General features: G+C 66.3%; 24 protein-coding genes. 4 read left to right on the forward strand and 20 right to left on the reverse strand.

The window, feature by feature from the left end; translation table 11 throughout:
- Positions 1–185: 185 nt before the first annotated feature.
- Both MP11Mi_RS04470 and MP11Mi_RS04475 read left to right on the forward strand, forming a co-directional pair.
- Complete coding sequence (locus MP11Mi_RS04470; RefSeq protein ID WP_420041104.1) at positions 186–605, forward strand: hypothetical protein; 420 nt, start codon at positions 186–188, stop codon at positions 603–605.
- Between the two features lie 121 nt (positions 606–726).
- Positions 727–1,134, forward strand: coding sequence for a hypothetical protein (locus MP11Mi_RS04475; RefSeq protein WP_420041105.1), 408 nt, complete (start codon positions 727–729; stop codon positions 1,132–1,134).
- Between the two features lie 9 nt (positions 1,135–1,143).
- On the opposite strand, the gene lysS is transcribed toward MP11Mi_RS04475, so the two are convergent.
- Positions 1,144–2,667 carry a lysine--tRNA ligase gene (gene lysS, locus MP11Mi_RS04480; RefSeq protein WP_420041106.1) on the reverse strand — a complete coding sequence of 508 codons (1,524 nt, stop codon included), beginning with the start codon at positions 2,665–2,667 and terminating at the stop codon, positions 1,144–1,146.
- A 49-nt stretch (positions 2,668–2,716) separates the two neighbouring features.
- Entirely contained in the window at positions 2,717–3,130 is a 414-nt protein-coding gene (locus MP11Mi_RS04485; protein WP_420041107.1) for a rhodanese-like domain-containing protein, read from the reverse strand.
- Positions 3,131–3,428: 298 nt separating this feature from the next.
- Here MP11Mi_RS04485 and MP11Mi_RS04490 point away from each other — a divergent pair, with 298 nt between their 5' ends.
- Complete coding sequence (locus tag MP11Mi_RS04490) at positions 3,429–5,093, forward strand: TIGR03767 family metallophosphoesterase (protein WP_420041108.1); 1,665 nt, start codon at positions 3,429–3,431, stop codon at positions 5,091–5,093.
- Positions 5,094–5,124: 31 nt separating this feature from the next.
- On the opposite strand, the gene MP11Mi_RS04495 is transcribed toward MP11Mi_RS04490, so the two are convergent.
- The 15 genes from MP11Mi_RS04495 to dacB all read right to left on the reverse strand — a co-directional run bounded on the left by MP11Mi_RS04495 (position 5,125) and on the right by dacB (position 19,194).
- Positions 5,125–5,916, reverse strand: a complete 792-nt coding sequence (locus MP11Mi_RS04495) for a type III pantothenate kinase (RefSeq protein WP_420041109.1) — start codon at positions 5,914–5,916, stop codon at positions 5,125–5,127.
- Positions 5,917–6,354, reverse strand: a complete 438-nt coding sequence (gene panD, locus MP11Mi_RS04500; RefSeq protein WP_420041110.1) for an aspartate 1-decarboxylase — start codon at positions 6,352–6,354, stop codon at positions 5,917–5,919. It abuts the gene before it with no gap.
- Positions 6,355–6,358: 4 nt separating this feature from the next.
- Positions 6,359–7,240 carry a pantoate--beta-alanine ligase gene (gene panC, locus MP11Mi_RS04505; protein WP_420042003.1) on the reverse strand — a complete coding sequence of 294 codons (882 nt, stop codon included), beginning with the start codon at positions 7,238–7,240 and terminating at the stop codon, positions 6,359–6,361.
- A gap of 26 nt (positions 7,241–7,266) precedes the next feature.
- Positions 7,267–8,178, reverse strand: a complete 912-nt coding sequence (locus MP11Mi_RS04510) for a Rossmann-like and DUF2520 domain-containing protein (protein WP_420041111.1) — start codon at positions 8,176–8,178, stop codon at positions 7,267–7,269.
- 157 nt (positions 8,179–8,335) lie between these two features.
- Entirely contained in the window at positions 8,336–9,532 is a 1,197-nt protein-coding gene (locus MP11Mi_RS04515; RefSeq protein WP_420041112.1) for a DUF6779 domain-containing protein, read from the reverse strand.
- 107 nt (positions 9,533–9,639) lie between these two features.
- A complete protein-coding gene (locus MP11Mi_RS04520; RefSeq protein WP_420041113.1) occupies positions 9,640–10,158 on the reverse strand; it encodes a DUF3180 domain-containing protein in 519 nt (172 codons plus the stop codon).
- A complete protein-coding gene (folK, locus tag MP11Mi_RS04525; protein WP_420041114.1) occupies positions 10,155–10,664 on the reverse strand; it encodes a 2-amino-4-hydroxy-6-hydroxymethyldihydropteridine diphosphokinase in 510 nt (169 codons plus the stop codon). Before folK ends, MP11Mi_RS04520 begins: the two co-directional genes overlap by 4 nt.
- On the reverse strand, positions 10,661–11,041 hold the full coding sequence (gene folB / locus MP11Mi_RS04530) for a dihydroneopterin aldolase (protein WP_420041115.1): 381 nt from the start codon (positions 11,039–11,041) through the stop codon (positions 10,661–10,663). The genes folK and folB overlap by 4 nt, the downstream gene beginning before the upstream one ends.
- Positions 11,034–11,876 carry a dihydropteroate synthase gene (gene folP / locus MP11Mi_RS04535; protein ID WP_420042004.1) on the reverse strand — a complete coding sequence of 281 codons (843 nt, stop codon included), beginning with the start codon at positions 11,874–11,876 and terminating at the stop codon, positions 11,034–11,036. The genes folB and folP overlap by 8 nt, the downstream gene beginning before the upstream one ends.
- A 32-nt stretch (positions 11,877–11,908) precedes the next feature.
- Positions 11,909–12,538, reverse strand: a complete 630-nt coding sequence (gene folE, locus MP11Mi_RS04540; protein ID WP_420041116.1) for a GTP cyclohydrolase I FolE — start codon at positions 12,536–12,538, stop codon at positions 11,909–11,911.
- Complete coding sequence (gene ftsH, locus MP11Mi_RS04545; RefSeq protein ID WP_420041117.1) at positions 12,535–14,868, reverse strand: ATP-dependent zinc metalloprotease FtsH; 2,334 nt, start codon at positions 14,866–14,868, stop codon at positions 12,535–12,537. The genes folE and ftsH overlap by 4 nt, the downstream gene beginning before the upstream one ends.
- A 157-nt stretch (positions 14,869–15,025) precedes the next feature.
- Positions 15,026–15,610 carry a hypoxanthine phosphoribosyltransferase gene (gene hpt, locus MP11Mi_RS04550; RefSeq protein WP_420041118.1) on the reverse strand — a complete coding sequence of 195 codons (585 nt, stop codon included), beginning with the start codon at positions 15,608–15,610 and terminating at the stop codon, positions 15,026–15,028.
- A gap of 118 nt (positions 15,611–15,728) precedes the next feature.
- Positions 15,729–16,688, reverse strand: a complete 960-nt coding sequence (tilS, locus tag MP11Mi_RS04555; protein WP_420041119.1) for a tRNA lysidine(34) synthetase TilS — start codon at positions 16,686–16,688, stop codon at positions 15,729–15,731.
- Between the two features lie 21 nt (positions 16,689–16,709).
- Positions 16,710–17,774: a zinc-dependent metalloprotease gene (locus tag MP11Mi_RS04560; RefSeq protein ID WP_420712836.1), complete on the reverse strand. Its 1,065-nt coding sequence runs from the start codon at positions 17,772–17,774 to the stop codon at positions 16,710–16,712.
- A 25-nt stretch (positions 17,775–17,799) separates the two neighbouring features.
- Positions 17,800–19,194, reverse strand: coding sequence for a D-alanyl-D-alanine carboxypeptidase/D-alanyl-D-alanine endopeptidase (gene dacB / locus MP11Mi_RS04565; RefSeq protein WP_420042005.1), 1,395 nt, complete (start codon positions 19,192–19,194; stop codon positions 17,800–17,802).
- A 154-nt stretch (positions 19,195–19,348) separates the two neighbouring features.
- On the opposite strand from dacB, the gene MP11Mi_RS04570 reads away from it, so the two are divergent.
- Positions 19,349–19,828 carry an inorganic diphosphatase gene (locus tag MP11Mi_RS04570; RefSeq protein ID WP_420041121.1) on the forward strand — a complete coding sequence of 160 codons (480 nt, stop codon included), beginning with the start codon at positions 19,349–19,351 and terminating at the stop codon, positions 19,826–19,828.
- Between the two features lie 151 nt (positions 19,829–19,979).
- Here MP11Mi_RS04570 and MP11Mi_RS04575 read toward each other — a convergent pair whose 3' ends face one another.
- The 3 genes from MP11Mi_RS04575 to MP11Mi_RS04585 all read right to left on the reverse strand — a co-directional run bounded on the left by MP11Mi_RS04575 (position 19,980) and on the right by MP11Mi_RS04585 (position 23,552).
- A complete protein-coding gene (locus MP11Mi_RS04575; protein ID WP_420041122.1) occupies positions 19,980–21,671 on the reverse strand; it encodes an MDR family MFS transporter in 1,692 nt (563 codons plus the stop codon).
- A complete protein-coding gene (locus MP11Mi_RS04580) occupies positions 21,668–22,138 on the reverse strand; it encodes a MarR family winged helix-turn-helix transcriptional regulator (RefSeq protein ID WP_420041123.1) in 471 nt (156 codons plus the stop codon). Before MP11Mi_RS04580 ends, MP11Mi_RS04575 begins: the two co-directional genes overlap by 4 nt.
- A 181-nt stretch (positions 22,139–22,319) precedes the next feature.
- The gene (locus tag MP11Mi_RS04585) at positions 22,320–23,552 is read right to left on the reverse strand and encodes an aminotransferase class V-fold PLP-dependent enzyme (protein ID WP_420041124.1); all 1,233 of its coding nucleotides are present in this window, start codon (positions 23,550–23,552) and stop codon (positions 22,320–22,322) included.
- Positions 23,553–23,556 lie beyond the last annotated feature (4 nt).

Genomic DNA, 23,556 nt, shown 5'->3' on the forward strand with positions numbered 1-23,556 from the left:
CGGAGCGGCATGCGCCATCAGTCACCAGTCACCAGCAGTCATCCGAACGAACGACAGCCTCCTAACATGACCAGCAACACTCCTCGACATACCCGGTAGCGGTCGACATTTTCGTCACCCCCCGACCAGCAGGCGGAATTCGCGGCCGGACCGCTGCCGCAGGCCTGCGAGAGGACGTGTTCATCATGCACACGCAGTCCAGAACTCGTATCGGCGCGACCCGAACGACAGTGACTCGATTCGGCGTCGCCGCTATTGCGGCGGCCGGGCTGGCCACGGCCGCGACCCTCGGCTCCGGCCAGGCGTCGGCCGACGGCTTCCCCGGCGGCCCCTACTGCCACGGACCGGTCGAAGTGATGGCCGAGTCGGCCGTCTCCCAGGTCGTCATCTGCCCGGTGCAGGGCCCGACAGGATGGGCATACCGCGGAGCGGCCACGACCACCGGCAACCAGATCGAGATCTGGGGCGCCACCCGGGACAACGCAGGCTTCCACGCCTACAACAACGGCTACAGCTACCACGTGCTGCGGGACAACCTACTGATTCTGGCGCCCGACGGCAGCACGGTCTCCTACGAGCCGTGGACGTACTACTACCAGCGGTGATGTTCCGATACGGACCAACCGCGATCCCGCAGTGTGGTTCGAACGAATGACACTGCGGGATTCGCTTGCGCCACAATCGAAATCACGTGCACAACACACGAAGCGAGACGAGGAGAGACGAATGACAAACCGAATCCGCACCATCGGACTGGCAGCCGCCGCGACGGTGGTCGCCGCCGGAACTGCGCTCGGCGCCGGAACCGCGACAGCCGATCCCGGGTATGGCGACGGCTTCCCCGGCGGCCCGCGATGCGAGCGACAGGCCTACGTGAAGGCCGAGTCGGCCTCGTCGCAGATCGTTATCTGCCAGAACCCCGGCCACTCGATCGATTACACGTACAAGGGCCTCGCCAAGTCGACCGGCAGCACGCTGGTCATCCCGACCGCGCGATATGCGAGCGGCGGCTACCACGCCTTCAACAACGGGTACGCCTACCATGTTCGGCCAGACGCACTGGAGATCCTCGCACCCAACGGCAGCGTCGTCTCGTACGAGCCGTGGACGTACTACGACTCCACGGAAAGCTGAGGTCTCCACCTACGAGATGGGCTTCACCAGGGGGAAGAGGACAGTCTCGCGGATACCGAGACCGGTGATCGCCATGAGGAGACGGTCAATACCCATGCCGGTTCCAGCGGTGGGCGGCATCGCATGCTCCATGGCCGCGAGGAATTCTTCATCGAGCACCATCGCCTCGTCGTCGCCTGCGGCGGCGAGGCGAGCCTGATCGACGAAGCGTTCACGCTGGATGATCGGGTCCACGAGTTCCGAGTAGCCAGTGGCGAGCTCGAATCCGCGAACGTAGAGGTCCCATTTCTCGACGACCCCCGGAATGCTGCGGTGTGCGCGGACGAGCGGCGACGTCTCGACCGGGAAGTCACGGACGAACACCGGTTCGTCGAGCTTGTCGCCGACCAGGTGCTCCCACAGCTCTTCGACGAGCTTGCCGTGGCCGTATCCCTTGTCCTTCGGAACGTCCAAGCCGACCTGGGCGGCGATCGCCAACAGTTCGTCGACGCTCGTCTCCAACGGAACGATCTCGCGGCCGAGCGCCTCCGAGAGCGACGGGTACATCGACACCGTCTTCCACTCACCCGACAGGTCGTACGTCGACCCGTCCGGCATCGTCGGCGTCAACGTGCCGACCGCACCGAGCGCGACGGCCTGCACGAGTTCCCGGGTCATGACCGCGGCATCGTTGTAGGTGCCGTACGCCTGATAAGTCTCGAGCATCGCGAACTCGGGCGAGTGCGTCGAGTCGGCCCCCTCGTTGCGGAAGTTGCGATTCACCTCGAAGACCCGCTCGATGCCGCCGACAACAGCGCGCTTGAGGAACAATTCCGGTGCGATGCGCAGATACAGGTCCATGTCGAACGCGTTCGAATGTGTAACGAATGGACGGGCCGCGGCACCGCCATGCAATGTCTGCAGCATCGGGGTCTCGATCTCGAGGAAGTCCCGGTCGATGAGGAACGTCCGCAGTTCCGCCATCGCCCTGACCCGCGTGCGTGCGGTCTCGCGAGCCTCCGGACGGACGATCAAGTCGACGTACCGCTGGCGGACGCGCGACTCCTCGTTCATCTCCTTGTGTGCGACTGGCAAGGGGCGCAACGACTTCGAAGCCATCTGCCACTGGTCCGCCATGATCGACAGCTCGCCGGTGCGCGAGGAGATGATTTCGCCGCGCACGAAGACGATGTCGCCGAGATCGACGTCGGCTTTCCACGACGCGAGTGACGACTCGCCGACCTTCGCCTGGGAGAGCATCGCCTGAAGCTGGGTGCCGTCGCCCTCTTGCAGAGTCGCGAAACAGAGTTTGCCCTTGTTGCGGATGAAGATCACCCGGCCCGCAACGCCTGCCTGGACGCCGGTCTCCGAACCCGCTTCGAGGCCGGAGTAATCGGCGCGGATCTCGGCGAGCGTGTGCGTACGAGCCAACTCGACGGGATACGCCTCGCGTCCCTCAGCGAGGATGCGTTCACGCTTGTCACGGCGGATCCGCAGCTGTTCGGGGGTCTGATCGTCCTCGCGGGTCTGCTCGACGCTCTGGTGCTCACTCACCAACCCAGGGTAATTCGCGGCAGCGGTCCGGAGCCAATCGACCGCGAGGTCAGCGCGGGTCGTACAGGCCGAGCGCGTCCGCGCCGACGGAACCCGTCACACCGTGCTCGCGTAACGCGCGGTGGCCGCCGACGACGAACCGGGCGCCGGTGACCCCGCGCGCCTGCAGGTGCCAGGCGAGCCATTCGGCGTCGTACCCGTCCTCGGAGACGAGCACCCACTGCGCGTCTGTCGTGGCGCCGCGCAACGCCGCCGGCGACGCCGGACTCAGAAGGTCTAGCGCCTCATCTGAGTCGATCGCGACGGCGCCCAGCAACGCGCCGAACCGGCGGTGGGATGCGGCGTCGCGCAGGTCGACGGCGATAGCGCCATCGCGCAGTGCCGAGTGGAAGTCGCGGGCCTGAACCGATAGGGGGATTGCGACGAACGGGGAAGTGACAGGTGCGGAGACGACAACGGTCATGAGGAATCCTCGGATTGATCGAACGAGCAGGGAGGTTGAGAAGGGGGCGTCCACACAGGGGGACACGTCAGCCCTGACAACACTCCTGACAGCTCTTGATCACGACGACGACTCTGCCACAGAACCCAACGGTCCGGAAAGAGTTTTGCGCACTGGTGGGCCGAATCACGGGGATCGCATTCCCACCCGAATTAGATCGATCGATCGGGAACGTTGACTATTCGGATGCCACAACAGATACAGTCGACGCGCACTGTGTTTGCCGTCACGAGACCTGTACGTCACCCGGAGGCCACCCATGAGTATGTCCCGTCGTTCGTTCCTGCGCGGAAGCGCCGCTGCCGCGGGAATGGTCACCGCCGCATCGGTCGCGTCCGGTCTGGCTCGCGCGGAGCCGAGTGCGGTGTCGTCGGCGAACACTGCGGGCACCACGCTCGAGAAGGTCGGTGTCGCGGGCAGACCGGACAAGAAGGGGTACCGCAAGCTCGTCGAAGGCAGAGGGTGGCCGCTCTACGTCCGCGAGGAACTAGCCGGAGCGAAGTCGGCTCGCGACTCGACGCGAACCGGCCTCGCGTCGTTCGTGCAGCTCACCGACATCCATATCACCGACGTGCAGAGTCCGGCACGCTTCGAGTACGTGCATTCGCTATCGGGTGGGGCGTATCGACCACACGAGGCGCTCGGCACACAGGGTGCGGTCGCCCTCGTCAACCGCATCAACGCACTGTCGGGCGCGCCGTTCACCGGCCGCGCGTTCGACTGCGTCGTCTCGACCGGCGACAACACGGACAACCATGAAATCGTCGAACTCGGCTGGTACCAGCACCTGCTGTCCGGCGGCACGATTACACCGAACACCGGGCATCCGACCCGGTTCGAAGGCGTGCAGTCGCTCGGCTCGGCAATGTATTACCGACCCGAGCTCGACAAGCCCGACCTGTACAAAGACCACGGATTCCCGACTGTCCCCGGGCTCCTGCACGCGGCGATGCGGTCGCACGCCAGTCCCGGATTGAACATGCGCTGGTATTCGGTATTCGGCAATCACGACGACCAGCTGCTCGGCACAGTGCCGAACAACCTGATCGACTGGCTGTATCTCGGCGACGTGAAAATCGATTTGCCCGGCACCGATCCGACCGTTGCCGCGATCGCGCACGCGCTCAGCCGCGATCCCGCGTCCGTCGTGCCATTGCTCACGAAAGTGAAGACCACCGGCCCGACCCTGCCCGCGACCGCAGATGCACGCCGACGACCGTTCACGCCACGCGAGTTCATCCGCAGCCACTTCGACCGATCGATCACCGGTGCGGGACCGGTCGGCCACGGGTTCTCCGATCCCGACGGCCCGAGCTGGTACCGCTTCCAGATCGCGCCGGGCGTGCTCGGCATCGCGATGAACACCACGAACAGTCTCGGGATCTCCGACGGGTCAATCAGCCAGAAGCAGTTGGCCTGGATCGAGAAGCAGATCAGTTCGCACCCCGACCAGCTGGTGATCGTGTTCAGTCATCACACGTCGACGACGATGACAGCGAAGCTGCCGAATCCGGAGACGCCCGGCGAAGCGCAGTTCGACGGCTCGCATCTCGTCACACGCCTGAAGGCTCACCCGAACGTGATCGCATGGGTGAACGGCCACACCCACAAGAACGAAGTGACACCGCATCGAGGTTCGACGCCCGCCCACAGTTTCTGGGAGATCAACACGGCCAGCCATATCGACTTCCCGCAGCTCGCCAGAATCATCGAGGTAGCCGATAACAAGGACGGCACGATCAGCATCTTCACTCCCCTGATCGAAGCCGAGGGGCCATACACCGCCGACCCTTCGGACCTGTCGCAGAAGGGGTTAGCGAGTCTGTACCGCGAGTTCTCGATCAACGACATCCATCTGGAAGATCTGACGGGCACCGCCGCGGACCGCAACTGCGAACTGCTGTTGGCGAATCCACTCAGCTAGACCCCCGCGCCGCGGCGCGGCTTGCCGACCGTCAGCGGCGGCGCGACCGCTCGTGGACCCGGCGCAATCCGTCGAGCGTGAGATGCGGATGGTGGTCGGTGAGAGTGGCGGCCTCGCCGTACATGAGCGGTGCCAGGTATCCAGTCGCGACCACCGCGACGTCCGGGCCGTCGAAGCCGGGGACATCTCGCCGGACGCGGTTCACCAGGCCATCGATCTGGCCTGCGAAACCGTAGAGGATGCCAGACTGCAACGCTTCGACCGTGTTCTTGCCGACCACGCCGCGGGGCGGCCGTAGCTCCACCTTGCGGACAGTGACCGTGTACTCCGACAGCGCCTCGACACCGATGTTGATGCCAGGTGCGATCGCACCGCCCAACAGTTCTCCCTTCGCCGACACCGCGTCAACGACAGTCGCCGTTCCACAAGCGACGACGATGCACGGTCGGTCCGGGAAGTTCTCGTGCGCGGCCAACGCATTCGCCACACGATCGGTGCCGATCTCCTTCGGGTTGTCGACCAGCAACGGAACGCCGGTGCGAACACCCGGCTCGAGGAGGATGTGCGGCCCGTTCCCGAAGTAGCGGGGCAGCATCACCCGCATCTCACGCAACAACGACGGCACCGTGGACAAGGTGGCGACCGAGGTCACCTGCTCAACGTCCGCGCCGAGCAGCCCGCGCAACTGCATCGCGAGCTCGTCCGACGTGTAGTTCGGCTCTGTATGGATACGCCAGTCGCGCACCAGTTCCGCGTGATCGCCGAAACCCGCGAACACCCCAAGATGGATGTTCGTGTTTCCGATACTGACGGTCAGAAGCATTTACGCGGTGCTGGTCGCGAAAGCCCGTTCAGGCTGGCGCGGGTCTTTCAACCCGGAGCCGGCCGGAACGTCGGCCGGGTCGTCACCGACCGTGATCGGCCGGTTGTCGGCGTCGACGAAGACGACGTGCGGCGAATACGCGCGGACCTCGTCCTCGTTCATCATCCCGTAGGCGATGATGATCACCAGGTCACCCGGGTGAACGAGATGTGCTGCGGCGCCGTTGATCCCGATCACGCCGCTGCCGCGTTCCCCCGCGATCGCATACGTCTCGAGACGGTTGCCGTTGTCGATGTCGACGATCGTCACCTGCTCGCCTTCGAGCAGGTCGGCGGCATCGAGCAGATCCTGGTCGATCGTCACCGAGCCGACGTAGTGCAGGTCTGCCTGCGTCACCGTCGCGCGATGAATCTTCGACGTCATCATGGTGCGGAACATGCTGTCATCCCTCTTCTTTTCCAATGAATCCGGTGCCGATCGCGACACCGACATTGTCAATCAGTCGCGTCGATCCGAGTCGTGCAGCCACCAGGAGACGGCCGTCGCCGATCTCCGGCGCCTCTTGCAAGCCTCGTCCGCGCAGTTCGAGATAGTCGACCTCGATCTCCGGCTGGGTGTCGAGCACGGCGCGTGCGGCAGCGAGGACAGCGTCCCGTCCACCGACCGCGGCGTGCGTCCCGGCGAGCAGCGCCGCCGACAACGTCGTCGCGACGGCGCGTTCGTCGTCGGACAGATAACGGTTGCGCGAGGACAACGCGAGCCCGTCGGGCTCCCGGACCGTCGGCACCCCGATGATGTCGACATCGATGTTGAAGTCATTCACCATCTGGTTGACCAAGATGAGCTGCTGATAGTCCTTCTCACCGAAGTAGGCGGCCGTCGGTGCCGCGATGGTGAGGAGTTTCGCGACTACCGTCAACATGCCGGAGAAGTGGCCTGGCCGAGCGGCACCGTCGAGGATGTCGCCAGTCGGACCCGGAAGAATCGTGGTCCGCGGGCCATTCGGGTACATGTGGGCGACGGTCGGAGCGAACACCAGCTCGACGCCTGCGGCCTTCAACTTAGCGACGTCCTCGTCGAACGCCCGCGGGTACGCGTCGAGGTCCTCGCCGACACCGAACTGCAACGGGTTCACGAAGATCGACACGATGACGACGGTATTGCCGCTACGCTGCGCCGTGCGGACCAGCTGAAGGTGACCATCGTGCAGCGCGCCCATCGTCGGGACCAGCGCGACGCGTTTGCCCGCACCCCGCAGCACTCGGCTGACGCGGTGCAGGTCGGCAGGATCACGGTGGACCGTGAGCTCACCGGGAGTGAACATGGGCGCTTGAGTCGAGAGTTGTTGTGTCAAGGCTGTACCTCCAGCAGATAGCGGAGGGCCGGACCGGCGTCGTGCTGGGCTGCAGCGCGGCCGGCGAGCACACGGTAGCCGCGCGCGATGCCCTCGTGGACGTCGGACAATTCGTCGAGATGGCGGGCGACGGTGTCGACGTCACCGCGCGCCACCGGGCCGGTCAACGCCGACCGCCCGTGCGCGAGCACGTTCTCCAGTGACGCCGTGACGAGCGGCGCGAGCAGTTGCTCGGCCAACCCGATGCCGCCGCCATCGACGGTCGCGGTCTCTGCCGCGTCGCCCGTCGGGCCGCCGATCGCAGCCCGCAATGCGGTGACCGCGTCGGTGATGAGCGCGTTCAAGTTGTTGGCGCCGTGTGCGAGCGCCGCGTGATACAGGGGTCGACTCGCTTCGGCGATCCGGATCGGCGTCGCCCCCAACTCCATGACCAGTGCCATCGCGATCGCGTCGCCGATCTCGTCGGCCGCGGTGACGCCGAAACACGAGGCGGCCAGCCGAGCGGTGTCGTCGGGCGACCCGACGAACGTCATCGCCGGATGCGTGGCTAGGACGATCGCGCCTGCACGGGCAATCGGATCCAGGATCGCGATGCCGTGTGCGCCCGCCGTGTGCGTGACGATCGTCCCTGGCTGCACATGTTCGGCAACGTCACGCGCGACAGTCGCCAGTTCAGTGTCGGGGACGGCGAGGACGACGAGTTGGGAATCGGCGACGACTGTAGAGAATTCACGGACGCGAGCGAATGGGAGACGTGCGGCGGCGCGGGCCACTGACCGCGGCGAGTTCGCGTACACCGAGTCCACATGGTGACCGGCCGCCGCGAGCGCCTCGCCGAGCGCAGTGCCGACGGATCCGGTACTGATGATGCCGACGCGCAGGCGTGCCGGTGCCACCGGTGAGTCCACCGTTGCCTCCATTGTCGTTCCAGTCCCTCCCACGCGCTGTTCGCGCGCTCCGGGTACCAGACGTCCGCTGACCACGATAAGCCTCGCGCGCGGCAGGTGCCACAATGCTGTGACCGGCTTCACCCGGACAGAGTGTCAGCGGCGAAGCAAAACCGGATCAGTCGCGGCGTCGACGGCCGTGGCCGCCCGTCGCGGGTCCACCCCCGGCAGTTCCCTCGCGCAGACGGGAGAGGAGTTCGCTCGCCGGGCGACCCGACACGTGCGCACCGTCGTCTCCGACGATCTCCGGCTCGACGTCCTGCGGCTCAGCGTTCTGGGGTTCGACGCTGTGGGGTTCGACGCTCTGGGGTTCGACGCTCTGGGGCGGCTGCGGTCGCTGGGCACGGAACGGTGCCGACGGTGGCTCGTACGCTCCTGCACCGAACGCGGCTCGCTGGTGGCCGCCGGCGGTCTGAGGCTGGCCTTGCTGGGGGCCGGGCTGCTGCTGGCCGGCCGGGAAGCGGGGCGCGCCCGGACGCTGCGGGGCCTGCGGCATCGGCGGCGGCTGCGGGTAGCGACCCTGCTGTGGGGCGGGGGCTGAGGCAGCGCCTGCGGGGCGCTGCGCTTGCGGCCGCCACTGCGGTGGTGCGGGCCGCGCAGACTGGGGAGCCGGCTCAGCCTCGGACTCGGGTTCGGGCTCCGGCTCCAGTTCGCGGTCGACGTCGGCCGGATCGTCGGTGACGACAGGGATGATCTCGGTCATCTCGACCGGGGTCGGGTCGCCTGACTGCTCGGGGACGTGGCGTCCGTTCTCGGTCTGCGGAGCTGTCGACGCGAAGTCCCGCTCCGCTGCCGCATGGTCGTCGGCGACACCGGAGTACGACGCGGCAGCGGTCAGCCCCGCGCCGAGCTCACGCGGGCGCTCCAACCCGATCGCGATCCGCGGTTCGGGGAGCGGCTTGCCGAGTAGCTGCTCCAGACTCGACCGCAGCGCCAGAACCTGAGCTTTCAGCTCATCGAGTTCGTGGTTCGACTCTTCAGCCAACTCGTGACGGATCGACGACTCAACGTCCGACTCGTACTGGCGACGGGCGGCGATCTCGCGCTCGAGCTGCAACTCGTAGACCAGGCGAAGATCACGCGTCCGGCTCTCGGCAGTGTCGGCTTGGCGTCGGTACTTCGTGACCAGGACGGCACCGATCACCGCAGCCCACAGCGCTGCGATGACCGCGAGCGTCGCCTGTATGGCCAGGTCGTCGCTGAACACCATGAGCAAGCTGGCAGCCAATGCCAACACGATCAGCAGTGCGATCGCCCACTGGCCCGCTGACGGTCGAGAACTACGCGTCGGTCCGCTGTGCGCCTCTTCGGTCATGCAATCCAACTTACCGGCCGGTCCAGTCGCCGCCGGTCACCAGACCTCGGAGAGTCGCCGAACGGGACCGTGTGGTCACGTCCGCCCCGGCGTTGGGACGCAGACCGCTACGCGGGGGCGGCGTCGGAGACGTCCCGGTCGGGATCATCGGGTGCGCGACAGCAGTACTCGAGCCAGAGCGCTGCGGCGGCAAGCAGCAGACCGCCGACGGCCCCCACGATCGCCGCGGGACGATCGGCGCGCGCAGCGTCGAGCAGTCCGTTGGTCATCAAGAACACGAGGATGCCTGCCCAACCGCCCGCCGCGATCGCGCCCAGGATCGCCGACGCTTTGCCGAGCACCATCACTCGCGCCGCGGCGATCGGATGCAGTTGGCCCCGCGCACGACCGATGTCCCGACCCGCGACCCGTGCCCGCACGATAAAGCCGGTTGCGAACTCGATGGCTGCCAGCAAGTAGAGGAATATTCCGGCAGGCCACGGCAACGATGGGAACGCACCGTAGTTGTATCGAATCAGGATCCACAGCGCGACACCGGCGACCAATGCGATCAGTACGAGGTCCCGCACCTTCGTGACACCGAGCCGCTCGTCCTCGCCGTCGGGATCGGGTCTGCGCGCGGTCACCCGATCGCCTCCGCACGCCGCACGCCTGCCGTGTCGGCATCGTCGAGCGCCGCCACGAGATCGGCGACCCGCCGCGAGCGGCCCTCGACTGTCAACTCTGCGTCGGAATCGATCTGAACCCACGGCACCAGCACGAACGCACGCTGACGGGCGCGCGGGTGAGGGAGAGTCAACTCCGGATCGTCGGAGACGACGGGCACACCGTCGACATCCACCGAGACCACGTCTACGTCGAGTGTGCGCGGCCCCCACCGCACCTCGCGGACACGTTCTGCCGCTCGCTCACACTCGCGGCAGAAGTCGAGCCACTCTCGCGGCGTCCGCTCCCCCGCGACGATCAGGGTGATGTTGACGAAGTCGTCCTGCTCGACGCCGCCCCACGGCGCAGTCCGGTACACATCCGACGTCGCGACCAGGTCATCGCCCGCGGCGTCGAGCACCGAACGGAGAAACCCAACGCTGTCGCCGATGTTCGATCCCGCCGACAAGACGGCCCGCGTTCTCATTGCGCTCCGCGCGGAATCCGCGAGCGACGAGTGACGACGGCGACGTCGTCGAACGTCAACGGGATCGGGGCCGACGGCTTGTGCACGGTCACCTCGCACGCAGAGATCCGTTCGTCGGCCGCCATGATCGTGTCGGCGATCTCGCCTCCAACGGTCTCGATGAGATCTCGCGACGGGCCGACAATCACATCGTGCGCCAGTTGCGCGAGAGTTCCGTAGTCGACGGTGTCGGCGAGGTCGTCGCTGCGCGCAGCAGCCTGCAGGTCGATCCACAATGTCAGGTCGACGATGAATTCTTGTCCGTCGCGCTTTTCGTGGTCGAACACCCCGTGGTTGCCGCGGACCCGTAGACCGCGCAACTCGATCCGGTCAGCCATGGGTTCCTCTCCGTCCTCCGGTCCGCCACGCGGCGGCCACTTCGATAGCGTCGCGGCTGGCGGCGACGTCATGCACGCGCACACCCCACGCGCCGCCCGCCGCCGAGAGAGCGGAGACCGCGGCCGTGGCCACCTCACGTCCCGCGGGCGGACGGTCCGCTCCGTCTGCTGCCAACAGCGAACCGAGGAAGCGTTTCCGCGACGCACCGATGAGCACCGGGAATCCCAACCCGACGAGGGTCGGGAGGGCATGCAGCAGCGCCCAATTGTGTTCGGCGGTCTTCGCGAATCCCAGCCCCGGATCCAAGACGATGAGGTCCGGGTCGACGCCTGCGGCGACCGCCGCGTCAACCTGCCCGAGCAGCTCGCCGGATACCTCGGCGACGACGTCACGGTAGCCGCCCTCGTCCTCGACGCGATGCGTGAAATGCCGGTCGGTGATCTGGCCGTCGCCCGCGGGTCGCCAATGCATCAAGATCCACGGGACCGACGTCTGCGCGATGACCCGGCCCATGTCAGGATCCGCGCGCCCACCGGACACGTCGTTCACGATGCTCGCGCCTGCGTCCAATGCGGCTTCGGCGACTGAAGACCGCATCGTGTCCACCGAGACGCGGACTCCGCGCGACGCCAGCGCCGCGACCACCGGGGACACTCGCTCGGCCTCCGTGTCCGGGTCGACGCGGATCGCACCTGGGCGCGTCGACTCGCCGCCGACGTCGACGATGTCGGCGCCCGCTTCAGCCAGTTGGAGGCCATGCCGCACCGCGTCGTCGAGGTCGAGGTACCGTCCGCCGTCGGAGAACGAATCGGCGGTCACGTTCAGCACCCCCATCACGAGGGTGCGGTCGGGATCACCGGCCGTCGTCACCGCGTGATCAGTTCCAGTGCTTCACCACGCGACACCGCGCTCGTCTTGAACAGTCCGCGGACCGCCGACGTCGTGGTCGTCGCACCGGGCTTGCGGATTCCACGCATCGCCATGCACAGATGCTCGGCCTCGATCACGACGATCACTCCGCGCGGATCGAGTCGGCGGACGATCGCGTCGGCGACCTGGCTGGTGAGCCGCTCCTGCACCTGCGGACGTTTCGCGTACAGGTCGACGACGCGAGCCAGTTTCGACAGACCAGTCACCTGACCGGACTCGCCGGGGATGTACCCGACGTGCGCCACCCCGCGGAACGAGACGAGGTGGTGCTCGCATGTCGAATACATCGGGATGTCCTTCACGAGGACCAGTTCGTCGTGACCTTCGTCGAACACCGTCGCGAGGACCTCATCGGGCTCGGTGTACAAGCCCGCGAACATCTCACGATAAGCGTTGGCGACACGGTGGGGCGTCCGCTTGAGTCCCTCCCGCTCGGGGTCCTCACCGATCGCGATCAACAGTTCGTGAACGGCCGCTTCGGCACGTTCCTGGTCGAACACGCCGATTACCCCGGCACCACGGTCGATCCGGTCGATACTGCCCTGCGCACCGTCGCCGCTTGTCATCGTCTCTCCTCGCCCTGCTGATCCTCTGGAGGCCACCCGGGCGCCGACCAGTCACGGGGGGCGCCATAATCCGGTCGCGTCGTCCCAGGCTGCGGCTGCTGCTGCTGCTGCGGTTGCTGCGGCGGTTGCGCTTGCTGCGGCGGTTGCGGTTGCTGCGGTTGCGGCTGACCGTACTGGGGTTGACCGTACTGCGGCTGCGGTTGACCGTTCTGGGGTTGACCGTTCTGGGGTTGACCATATTGAGGTTGACCGTATTGGGGCTGACCGTATTGGGGCTGCGGCTGCCCGTACTGGGGACCGCTCTGCGGCTGACCGTACTGCGGTGGCACGGGAACACCGTAGGGCTGCGGCGCCCCGTTCGCGTCACCGGCGGGCACCGGGTTCGGCGGCCACGGCTCACCGCGTTCAATAGCCAACTCGCCCGGAGTCTTGATCGGCGGCTTGTTGCTGGGCGTGCGGTCACCCCAGACGTCGAACTTGGTAATCCGCGGACGCTTGACGACGCTGTCGAGAAGCTTCTCGAGGTCCTTACGGACCAGCGTCTCCTTCTCCAGCAAGGCACCTGCAAGCACGTCTAGGACGTCGCGGTACTCGTCGAGGATCGCCCACGCTTCGGTGTGGGCGGCCTCGATGAGCTCACGGACTTCGGCGTCGATCTCGGCCGCCACGCCCGTCGAGTAGTCGACGCCGCCGCCGACACCGCGACCGAGGAACGGATCGCCTTGCTCCTGCCCGTACCGCACAGCCCCGAGCTTGGCGCTCATGCCGTATTCGGTGACCATCGCACGCGCAATCTTCGTCGCCTGATCGATGTCCGAACTCGCACCCGTCGTCGGCTCGTGGAAGACGAGTTCCTCGGCAGCACGGCCGCCCATCGCCATCACGAGCCGCGCAATCATCTCCGAGCGAGTCATCAACTCCTTGTCCTGCTCGGGGACTGCGAGCGCATGACCGCCCGTCCGACCACGGGCCAGGATGGTGACCTTGTAGATCGGATCCAGGTCGGGCATCGCCCACGCGGCGAGGGTGTGCCCGCTCTCGTGGTACGCGACGGTCTTCTTCTCCTGCTCGCTGATGATCCGGCTCTTACGTCGCGGACCGCCGACGACGCGGTCGACAGCCTCTTCGAGAAGTTCACCGGTGATCACATTCTTGTGTTCACGAGCTGTGAGGAGCGCCGCCTCGTTGATGACGTTCGCCAGGTCGGCACCCGACATGCCGGGCGTGCGCTTACCGAGACCGTCGAGGTCGGCGTCCGGCGCGATGGGCTTGCCCTTCGCGTGGACGGCGAGGATCGCCCTACGGCCCGCGATGTCCGGGTTCGAGACAGGGATCTGCCGATCGAAACGGCCGGGACGAAGCAGCGCCGGATCAAGGATGTCGGGGCGGTTCGTCGCAGCCATCACAATGACGCCCGAGCGGTCACCGAACCCGTCCATCTCGACGAGCAGCTGATTCAACGTTTGCTCGCGTTCGTCGTGACCGCCGCCCATGCCCGCGCCGCGTTGACGGCCGACGGCATCGATCTCGTCCACGAAGATGATGCAGGGGCTGTTCTCCTTCGCTTGCTCGAACATGTCGCGCACGCGGGACGCGCCGACACCCACGAACATCTCGACGAAGTCCGAACCGGAGATCGCGTAGAACGGGACACTCGCCTCGCCCGCGACGGCCCGCGCCAGCAGAGTCTTACCGGTTCCCGGCGGGCCGTACAGGAGCACGCCCTTCGGGATCTTTGCACCGAGCGCCTGATAGCGAGCGGGATTCTGCAGGAAGTCACGGATCTCGTCGAGTTCCTCAACGGCCTCGTCGGCGCCCGCGACATCAGCGAACGTCGTCTTGGGCATGTCCTTGGTGAGTTGCTTGGCCTTCGACTTACCGAAGCCCATCACACCGCCGCGGCCGCCACCCTGTACCCGGTTCATCAAGAAGAAGAACAAGCCCAACAGGATCAACATCGGCAGGACGAAGATCAGGATCGACTGCCAGATCCCCGAATCCTTAGTGATGTTCGTCTGATAAGTCTGCGCGCCCGAGTCCTGAACGGCAGTGAAGATCCGCGGCATCACCCCGGACGGATACTGCGCGGTGACCTTGGTCTGGTTCTCGTCATCGACCTTGATCGGCTTCTTCAGTTCGATCCGAAGCCGTTGTTCACGATCGTCGATCTGCGCCGACTTCACGTTCTTCTGATCGAGTTGTGCGATCGCCACCGAAGTGTCGACGCCTGCGAATTCGCGGTCGGAGTTCCGCAGGACGCTCCAGCCCCACAGGGCGAGCAGGATGATGGCCACGATGGCCAGGTTGCGGAACAGTTTCTTACGGTTCATGGATATTCGCGTGAGGGTGGTCGACGCGGACGGCGAGTGCGCCTGACCGAGTCACTGAACCCCTAGTCCTTCCCGTCGACTGACGAATACGAGGCTACAGGTCAACGTCCGGGAGCCCGTCGTTGTTCCCGGCGTAACGCTCGAGCCGCTCCAGCGTTCAGGACGTGTAGACGTCCGGGTGGAGGGTCCCGATGTACGGCAGATCGCGGTATCGCTCCGCATAGTCGAGTCCGTAACCGACGACGAACTCATTGCCTACGTCGAAGCCGACGTCTGCCACGTCGATCACCGCGCGCATCGCATCGGGCTTGCGCAGCAGGGTGACGACTTCGAGCGACCGCGGTGACCGGGTTGCGAGATTCTTCAGCAGCCACGACAAGGTGAGCCCGGAGTCGATGACGTCTTCGACGATCAGAACGTCCCGGTCGGCGATGTCGCGGTCGAGATCCTTGAGAATCCGGACTACGCCCGAGGACGACGACGACGAGCCGTAGCTCGAGACCGCCATGAACTCCATCTGCGACGGGATCGGCAGTGCGCGAGCGAAATCGGTCATGAACATGATCGCGCCCTTGAGGACGCCGACCAAGACCAGATCTTCCTCGGCGTTCCGGTACCGCTCGCCGACGGCCCGAGCCATCTCGACCGTGCGTGCGTGTATCTGTTCCTCGCTGATCAGGACGGAGTCGATGTCTCCGCCGTAACCGCTTTCCGAACCCAGGGCGTTGTCGTCGCGTGCCACGCCGTCTAGCTTGTCACGCCCGCGGCCACAAGTAGACATTGGCACCCGCCGTGCCGGCGCCGAGCCCCTGGCGAGAACGCCGCAAAAACTCCGGCACATCCGACCGGAGGGGACCCGATCAGCGATCCTCGCGTTGCACCAGCAGTTCCCGGCCCTGTCTCGTCACGACGACACGAGACCGTTCGTCTCCGCCGACCGCGATCGGCCCCTGGCCGTGCCAATCGCTGACCAGAGCGTCCACTGTCGAGACGACGCGGTGTGCCGGGGCGTCGACATCGATCGCCTGCAGCCAGAGTCGAACCACCCGCGTACGGATCGCCGGGTCGATGTCGACGAGAGCATCGAGGGCGAGGCCCTGGCCGGTAGTCGCTTGAGCGAACGTCCGCGCGGCGATCGCGTCGAGGGCATCCGAATCGTCGGACAGCTGGGATGCGGTGCGCGCCAACGCGTGCGCCACTCCCCCCGCCAGCACGTCTTCGAGGAGCGGCAACACCTCGGAGCGGACCCGGACACGCGTGTAGCGCGGGTCGTCGTTGTGCGGGTCGTCCCACACGGGAAGGTTCCAGCCGTCGCAGGCTGCACGGGTCTGCGCACGACGGATCCCCAACAGTGGCCGGCCCCACGGCGCCGACCACGCCCGCATGCCTGCGAGCGAGCGGGCTCCCGATCCACGTCCCAGACCGAGGAGGACGGTCTCCGCCTGGTCGTCGAGCGTGTGTCCGAGCAGTACCGGTCGCCCGTGACGCGCGTCGTCGAGCGCGCGGTAGCGCGCGTCGCGTGCGGTGGCCTCCGTCCCGCCCAACCCGGCGACCGTGACCGGCACAACCTCCGCCGTCGCCCCAAGTCCGCGCGCAGCGGCAGCGGCGGTCTGGGCGATCGCCGCCGAGCCCTCCTGCAGCCGGTGGTCGACGACGATCGCATGCACTGCCAGGCCGGCGCGGACAGCCGCGGCAGTCAGCGCCGACGAATCCGCCCCGCCCGAGAGCGCCACACAGACACCCTCGCCCGGCACGTGATCGGCTGCGAAGTGCCGCACCGCGGAAACGAGTGCCCGTTGGGCGGCCCCCGAGTCAGTCATCGCTCAACCAGCGGCCCACGATCACAGCACTCGGGCGATCCATGCACTCGGCTCGTCGATCTCGCTCGCGAGCGGCAGCGTCTCAGGGGAAGTCCAGATCGTGTTGAACCGCTCCATGCCGACGGTACCGACGACTTCGTCGACGAACGCCTTCCCGCGCACGTACTGAGCGATCTTGGCGTCCATGCCGACCAGCGCACGAATGAGCCGCTGAAGCGGATTCTTCGGCCCGGAGCGGCGCGCGTCGAACGCTTGGCGGATCGAGTCGACGGTCGGGACATGCGCCGGACCGACCGCGTCCATCACGTGGTCGGCGTGCCCTTCCAGCAGGGTGCCGAGCACCAGCATCCGTTCGAACGCCGCGAACTGTTCCGGCGACTGCAGCAGCTGCATCACGCCGATCATGCCTTTCTCACGCGGTTTGCCGCTACGGAGGCTCTCGGTGACACGCGTGAGCATCTGCGTCACCGAGTCCTCGTCGCCGTCAGCGAGACCCGCGATGTTGTCACGCATATACCCGGTGATCCAGGGGTTGGCGGAGAACTGGACTCGGTGGGTCACCTCGTGCAGACACACCCAGTACCGGAAGTCCGACGGCACCACACGCAACTGTCGTTCCACCCCGATGATGTTGGGCGCCACCAGCAACAGCACGCCGGGCTCACCGGTCTCCGAGTCGAGGCTGAACGGGTCGTACTGGCCGAGGATCGCACTCGACAGGAACGCGAGCATGCCGCCGGTCTGCACGCCTGCGACCTTCGACGACCAACCCGTCGCGGGCTCGGCGTCGTCGGTCAGCATCGCGGGCATCGAATGGGCGGCCGCATCGATCCACCCCGCGCGGTCGACGACGCGGGCGCTCGGGACCGGCAGCCCGTCGGCGAGTCCGGTCACCTCGCGGACCGGCCCTTCGGCGCGGACCGCGGCGTCAATCAATTCGATGCGAGCCTGTTCGCTCGTATACCTCGTCACCCGAGGACCGGGTCGTGCGACACGCTTGCCGACGGACGCCGCCGTCGCCCAGTCAATGTCGACGGGGAGCGATTCGCGCGCCTCGACGTCCTCTGATGTCGTCACGGTCTCCATCGATGCTCCTACCTCTGGGGTGTCGTCAGCCACGGCAGCCGCATTCACGGAGAGCGCCAGCCACCCGATCGATCGCGGGGCGAGCGTCCTCCGGCGACGTGCCGCCGGACATCAAAGCGAACGACAGCACGCGGCCGTCGACGGTCTGCACTACTCCTGTCAACGACGTGACGCCCGTCAGTGTTCCGGTCTTGGCCCGCACCCATCCGGCGCCCGCGTTGTCCTTCGGGTCGAACCGGTCAGCGAGGGTGCCGGTCCCGCCCGCGACGGGCAGGGTGTCGAGCAGGGAACGCAGTTTCGGCGAGTTGTCGCCTGAGACGGTCGCCGACATCACTTGATCGAGCACCGCGGCAGGCACTTTGTCGCCGTACGAGAGACCAGACGTGTCACGCAGGGTTACGTCGTCGACGTCGAAACCCGCCTTTTTCAAGGCGGCTAGGACAGCGTCGACACCGCCAGACAAGCTCGGCTCATGTCCGGTGGCCTCGGCGAGTTCCACCGACAGCATCTCGGCGAGCACATTGTCGCTGAACCGCATCATGTCGCCGACCCGGATCACCAATGGCGCCGACTCGACGGACGCGATGGTCTGCGCAGACGACGGCAGGTCAACCTCCTCGACCTTGGAGTGCACGTCTAAGGCGTCGGCGAGCGCGCGACCGGCTTCGGCTGCGGGATCGTCGGTGCGGGGCGAGTATTCGTCGAGCGGGTCGCGACGGCCCGCGTCAACCATCAACGGCGTCAGCGGCGCGATGTCGCCGCCCGCGACGTCGCGCTTGTCCCAGGTCCGATCCATCGACGGACCTTCGAATCCGGGAAGCGCGTACGCAACCGACGTAACTTTGCGGCCCGACTTGCGGATCTGGTCGGCGAGGTCGGCGATCCGCGCGGGATCGGTGTAGAACGTCTGCTCGTCTTCGCCGGCCGTCGCGAGCGTCGGATCGCCCGCGCCGACGATGATGGCCTGACCGTCGCTACCGAGAACGACCTTCGTGGTGATCGTCTTGTCATGCGGCAATGTCAACAGGACGGCGGCAGCGGTCAGGATCTTCGCGTTCGACGCCGGAGTCCTCGCCTTGTCCGCTCCGAGCTCCCACAAGACTTTCCCGGTCTTCGGGTCCGACACCTGACCGGTGAACTCACCCAGAGCGTCATCTTTCGTCGGCTGCGCGAGTTGCGCTCGCACGCCTGCGACAGTCGGGACGGGTGCGTTCGGTGACACCGGTTCGATGACCGGCTTCACCGCGATGGGTGACGGCTGCGCGGGAGTCCCGTCCGGCACCGGGTCAGAACGATGGGTGTACGCCAACCAACCTGCGGTCCCGCCGCCCGCGAGCAGCAAGACGAGGATCACAAGCAGGGCCGTTCGCAGGCCGCGCCGACGCCGCTTCGGCGGCTTCGGTGCGGGCGGAACCACCATCGGCGGTGTCGACTGGGCCACGGAACCTCCGGTCTGGGGACTGCACGGAACAGAACTAACAGTATCGTTGTGTGCCGTCGCACGTGTTCGTGCGCCGGTCGTATCCCCTCGGCCACGACACGGAAGTCCCACAGACCAGAAGGAGTGAGAACGCATGGAGTTCGAGGTCACCATCGAAATCCCCAAGGGTGCACGCAACAAGTACGAGTTGGACCACGAGACCGGCAAGGTCTACCTGGATCGCTACCTGTACACGTCGATGGGCTACCCGGCCGACTACGGCTACATCGACCACACGCTCGGTGAAGACGGCGACCCGCTGGACGCAATGGTCCTGCTTCCGGAGTCCGTCTACCCGGGCGTCATCGTGAAAGCCCGCATCGTAGGCATGTACACGATGACCGACGAGGCAGGCGGCGACGACAAGCTGCTCGCCGTCCCGGCAGGCGACCCCCGGTGGGACCACATCCAGGACGTCGGCGACGTCAATGAGTTCGAACTGAAGGCGATCTCCCACTTCTTCGAGCACTACAAGGACCTGGAACCCGGCAAATCCGTGACCCCGGGCGGCTGGGTCGGCAAGGACGAGGCGGCCAAGGTCGCCCAGGCAGCCGTCGAACGCTACAGTGCCTGACCATCTGGGCCTGACCGTCTGGGCCTGACCGTCTGGGCCTGACCGCGGTCAAAATTACTAGCACGTATGCGGTGATTACTCGCCTCAGAGCCAGCTTCTGGGGCGAATACGTGCTAGTAATTTCGGCGGTCTGTCTCCGTGCCTCTCGGCCTCATGCCTCGGCCGAGACCTCCGGCTTCTCGTCCGGCTTCGATGCCCTGGTCCGCAGCGGGACCTCGGTCCATGTGATGGTGCCGATGATCGACAGCAGCGACAGGATCGAGACCGACAGGAACACCTTGTCCATCGAGTCGGCGAAACCCTGCCTGATCGGATGAGAGAGACCTTCGGGCAGCTTCTCGATGATCGTCGTATCCGACATGACGCTGCTCGTGTCGGCCGCGTCGCCCACGGGCGTGCCCTGACCGGCAGCGACGAGCGCTTTGCCGAAGCCCGCGACATCCGGATCGTCGCTGCGCACCGCTTCGGCGACGGCGGCCTTGAACTCCGGGTGCTGCGCGGCCTCCGTCATCTCGTCGGTGATATTGACGCCCATCGTCGAGAACAGCAGCGAGAAGAACACCGCCACACCCAACGTGCCGCCGATCTGACGGAAGAACGTCGCCGTGCCGGTCGCCATCCCGACGTCGCGCATCGGCAGGATGTTCTGCATCGCAAGCATCATCGGCTGCATCAGATTGCCCAGGCCGAAGCCGAGGGCCGCGGCAGCGAGCATCACCAGGTAGAGCGGCGTCTCGGTGCCCACAAAGTGCAATAGGAACGCCATCGCGGTGATCAGGATCGATCCGATGATCGGATAGATCTTGTACCGCCCGGTCCGCGAGATCAACTGGCCGGACAGGATCGACGCCGACATCATGCCGAGAACCATCGGGAGCATCTGGAGCCCGGCGACCATCGGCGAGGAGCCGCGCAGCACCTGAAAATACTGGGGCAGCATCGAGATACCGCCGAACATCACGGCGCCGACCACCACCGAGATCAGCACACCCTGGCTGAACACCCGGTTCGAGAACACCCGTAGCGGGATGATCGCCTCGTCGCCCATCGCCCTCTCGACCAAGATGAACACGACCAGACCGACCAGGCCGATCACATAGCAGATGATCGACGCGACGGACGTCCAACCCCATTCGCGACCCTGCTCGGCGACGATGAGTAACGGAGCCACGGTGACCGCCACCGCGGTGGCACCCCAATAGTCGGTGCGATGGCCTGCGAGCTTCTGTTGCGGATAGTTGAGGACCTTGTAGACGACGCCCAACGCGATGATGCCGATCGGCACGTTGACCAGGAACACCCAGCGCCAACCAGAGATCCCGATGATCGAGTCGGCACCCGCGAATAGGCCGCCAAGGACCGGACCGAGAACACTCGAGGTACCGAACACTGCGAGGAAGTAGCCCTGGTATTTGGCACGCTCTCGCGGCGGCACGATGTCGGCGATCGTCGTCAGCGCGAGCGTCATCAGACCGCCCGCGCCGAGGCCTTGAACCGCACGGAACGCAGCCAGCTCGTACATCGACGTAGCGACACTGCAGGCCAGCGATCCTAGAATGAAGATCGTGATGGCCGCCAGGAAGAACGGCTTGCGGCCGTAGATATCCGACAGCTTGCCGTACAGGGGCGTGACGATGGTCGACGTCACCAGGTACGCGGTAGTCACCCACGCCTGCATGTCGTACCCGTTCAAGTCGTCGGCGATCGTCCGGATCGCCGTCGACACGATGGTCTGGTCGAGTGCGGCCAGGAACATGCCGATCATCAGACCAGCCAAAATTGTGAGGATCTGGCGGTGTGTCAGATCCTTCCCCGGGAAGCCACCGGTTGCGGAGTCGGTCATTTCTCGTCGCCTTTCAGATCACCGGTCGTCAGGTGCGCTTCGACGGAGTCGACGAATCGAGTGAGGAGATCGGCGAACGTGCCGAAGTCGCCGTCGGGCCAATCGGCAACGATCGAGCCGATGTTCTGGCGTCGCTGCGCCGACAGTTGGCCCACCCGCTTGACCCCGTCGTCGGTGAGTTCAAGCAGACACGCCCGCCCGTCATCCGGATCGGGTCCGCGGCGGACTAACCCCGCATCGACCAACTGAGCCACATGCCTGCTCGTCGTCGACGGATCAGCCGACATCACCGCGGCGAGTTCGCTCGCCCGGATCGAGCCGTGCCGTAGAACGAACAACGTCCTCGTGGCCGCAGTCTCCCCACCACCGTCGGCGACTCTGGCTGTCGCGGCCGCAGCGCGGGCCCGGATCCGAACGAACTTCCCCAACGCCAGGAGCACATCGTCGATGTGTTCCGCAGACGGCATCGTCGCTCCTCCATTTACTTGCGCACTACAACTAATCGCCGGTCAAGAATGCCTACGAAACAGCCGGAGAGCAACTCGCCTATAGCGACTGAAACGCGCGTATCCCTATTCGCGGCAGTCGACAGACAAGCGAAGACCGGGTGGCGTCTTTCGACACTCACCCGGCCTGTAGACGAGGATGTCAGCCCAGTTCCGCGAGGGCCGCTAGAAGTCGGTCGACGTCATCTGAGCCGGTGCCCACACCAAAGCTGGCGCGCACCGCACCGTCTGGGTACCCGAGCTTGGCGAGTAGCGGGTGCGCGCAGAACTTGCCGTCGCGTACGCCGATCCCGTGGCTGCTGCTCAGATGCTCGGCAACCTGGCGCGGCGTGTAGCCGTCGACGACGAAACTCGCGATGCCGACACGGCCGTACGCGTCGTCGAAGATCCGCAGCGGATGGACGTGCGGCAGCGCGGCTAGACCTTCGTCGAGACGACGTACCAGCGCCTCCTCATGCTGACCGATGCTCTCGAAACCGATGGCGCGCAACGCCTGCGCGGCAGCGGCGATCGACACCGCGCCGAGCACGTTCGGCGATCCGGCTTCGTGCCGTGCCGCGCCGGTGTGCCAGGCGACATCGTCGACGCCAACGGCCGCGCTGGCGCCACCTCCGGCGAGGTACGGCTCGGCGGCGTCGAGCCAGTCCGACCGCCCGACGAGCACGCCGGCACCGAACGGCGCGTACAGCTTGTGCCCGGAGAACACCAGGTAGTCGACGCCGAAACTCGCGATCGACGTGGCGCGATGCGGCACAAGTTGGGCGCCATCGACCAAGATCCGCGCACCGTGCCGGTGCGCGAGTCCGGCGAGCCGAGCAATCGGCAGCACTTCGCCCGTCACATTCGATGCGGCCGTCACCGCCAACAGCGCGGCGGGCGCCTTGGCGAGTTCGGCGTCGAGCGCGAAGATCGTGTCGTCGATCGTCGGTTGCGACGACACCACTCGCGCCCGCCCGGCCCGCGTCCACGGCAGCAGATTGGCGTGGTGCTCGATGTCGAGGACCACGACGTCGCCCGGCGTGATGGACGCGGCGAGGTTGATCGAGTCGGTGGTGTTGCGGGTAAAGACCACCGTGTCGTCCGCGCGGGCTCCGACGAACGTGCGAACTGTCTCCCGAGCCTCCTCGTAGCGGGCCGTCGTGACCTGCGACAGGTGTCCGGCGCCACGATGAACGCTCGCGTACTCGGCGAGCGCGGCTGCCAACCGATCGGCGACCGAGGTCAACGCTGGCGCCGAAGCCGCGTAGTCGAGGTTGGCGTACGTCACCGGAGACGCCGATCCGGTGATGGGCGCAGTTGCGTCTGCACCCACCACCGGGGCAAGGGCACGAATTCGGGCGGGACGGCACACGGGGGCGTCGAGGACAGCGGTCATGACG

Source organism: Gordonia abscondita (assembly GCF_032711245.1).
Taxonomy (GTDB): domain Bacteria; phylum Actinomycetota; class Actinomycetes; order Mycobacteriales; family Mycobacteriaceae; genus Gordonia.

Bases quoted from the DNA above. Each gene is read 5' to 3' on its own strand.
- MP11Mi_RS04470 (WP_420041104.1), top strand. From the start codon at position 186: ATGCACACGCAGTCCAGAACTCGTATCGGCGCGACCCGAACGACAGTG.
- MP11Mi_RS04475 (WP_420041105.1), top strand. From the start codon at position 727: ATGACAAACCGAATCCGCACCATCGGACTGGCAGCCGCCGCGACGGTG.
- MP11Mi_RS04485 (WP_420041107.1), bottom strand. From the start codon at position 3,130: ATGACCGTTGTCGTCTCCGCACCTGTCACTTCCCCGTTCGTCGCAATC.
- MP11Mi_RS04490 (WP_420041108.1), top strand. From the start codon at position 3,429: ATGAGTATGTCCCGTCGTTCGTTCCTGCGCGGAAGCGCCGCTGCCGCG.
- MP11Mi_RS04495 (WP_420041109.1), bottom strand. From the start codon at position 5,916: ATGCTTCTGACCGTCAGTATCGGAAACACGAACATCCATCTTGGGGTG.
- panD (WP_420041110.1), bottom strand. From the start codon at position 6,354: ATGTTCCGCACCATGATGACGTCGAAGATTCATCGCGCGACGGTGACG.
- panC (WP_420042003.1), bottom strand. From the start codon at position 7,240: ATGTTCACTCCCGGTGAGCTCACGGTCCACCGTGATCCTGCCGACCTG.
- MP11Mi_RS04515 (WP_420041112.1), bottom strand. From the start codon at position 9,532: ATGACCGAAGAGGCGCACAGCGGACCGACGCGTAGTTCTCGACCGTCA.
- folK (WP_420041114.1), bottom strand. From the start codon at position 10,664: ATGAGAACGCGGGCCGTCTTGTCGGCGGGATCGAACATCGGCGACAGC.
- folB (WP_420041115.1), bottom strand. From the start codon at position 11,041: ATGGCTGACCGGATCGAGTTGCGCGGTCTACGGGTCCGCGGCAACCAC.
- folP (WP_420042004.1), bottom strand. From the start codon at position 11,876: ATGGGGGTGCTGAACGTGACCGCCGATTCGTTCTCCGACGGCGGACGG.
- folE (WP_420041116.1), bottom strand. From the start codon at position 12,538: ATGACAAGCGGCGACGGTGCGCAGGGCAGTATCGACCGGATCGACCGT.
- ftsH (WP_420041117.1), bottom strand. From the start codon at position 14,868: ATGAACCGTAAGAAACTGTTCCGCAACCTGGCCATCGTGGCCATCATC.
- tilS (WP_420041119.1), bottom strand. From the start codon at position 16,688: ATGACTGACTCGGGGGCCGCCCAACGGGCACTCGTTTCCGCGGTGCGG.
- MP11Mi_RS04560 (WP_420712836.1), bottom strand. From the start codon at position 17,774: ATGGAGACCGTGACGACATCAGAGGACGTCGAGGCGCGCGAATCGCTC.
- dacB (WP_420042005.1), bottom strand. From the start codon at position 19,194: ATGGTGGTTCCGCCCGCACCGAAGCCGCCGAAGCGGCGTCGGCGCGGC.
- MP11Mi_RS04570 (WP_420041121.1), top strand. From the start codon at position 19,349: ATGGAGTTCGAGGTCACCATCGAAATCCCCAAGGGTGCACGCAACAAG.
- MP11Mi_RS04575 (WP_420041122.1), bottom strand. From the start codon at position 21,671: ATGACCGACTCCGCAACCGGTGGCTTCCCGGGGAAGGATCTGACACAC.
- MP11Mi_RS04580 (WP_420041123.1), bottom strand. From the start codon at position 22,138: ATGCCGTCTGCGGAACACATCGACGATGTGCTCCTGGCGTTGGGGAAG.
- MP11Mi_RS04585 (WP_420041124.1), bottom strand. From the start codon at position 23,552: ATGACCGCTGTCCTCGACGCCCCCGTGTGCCGTCCCGCCCGAATTCGT.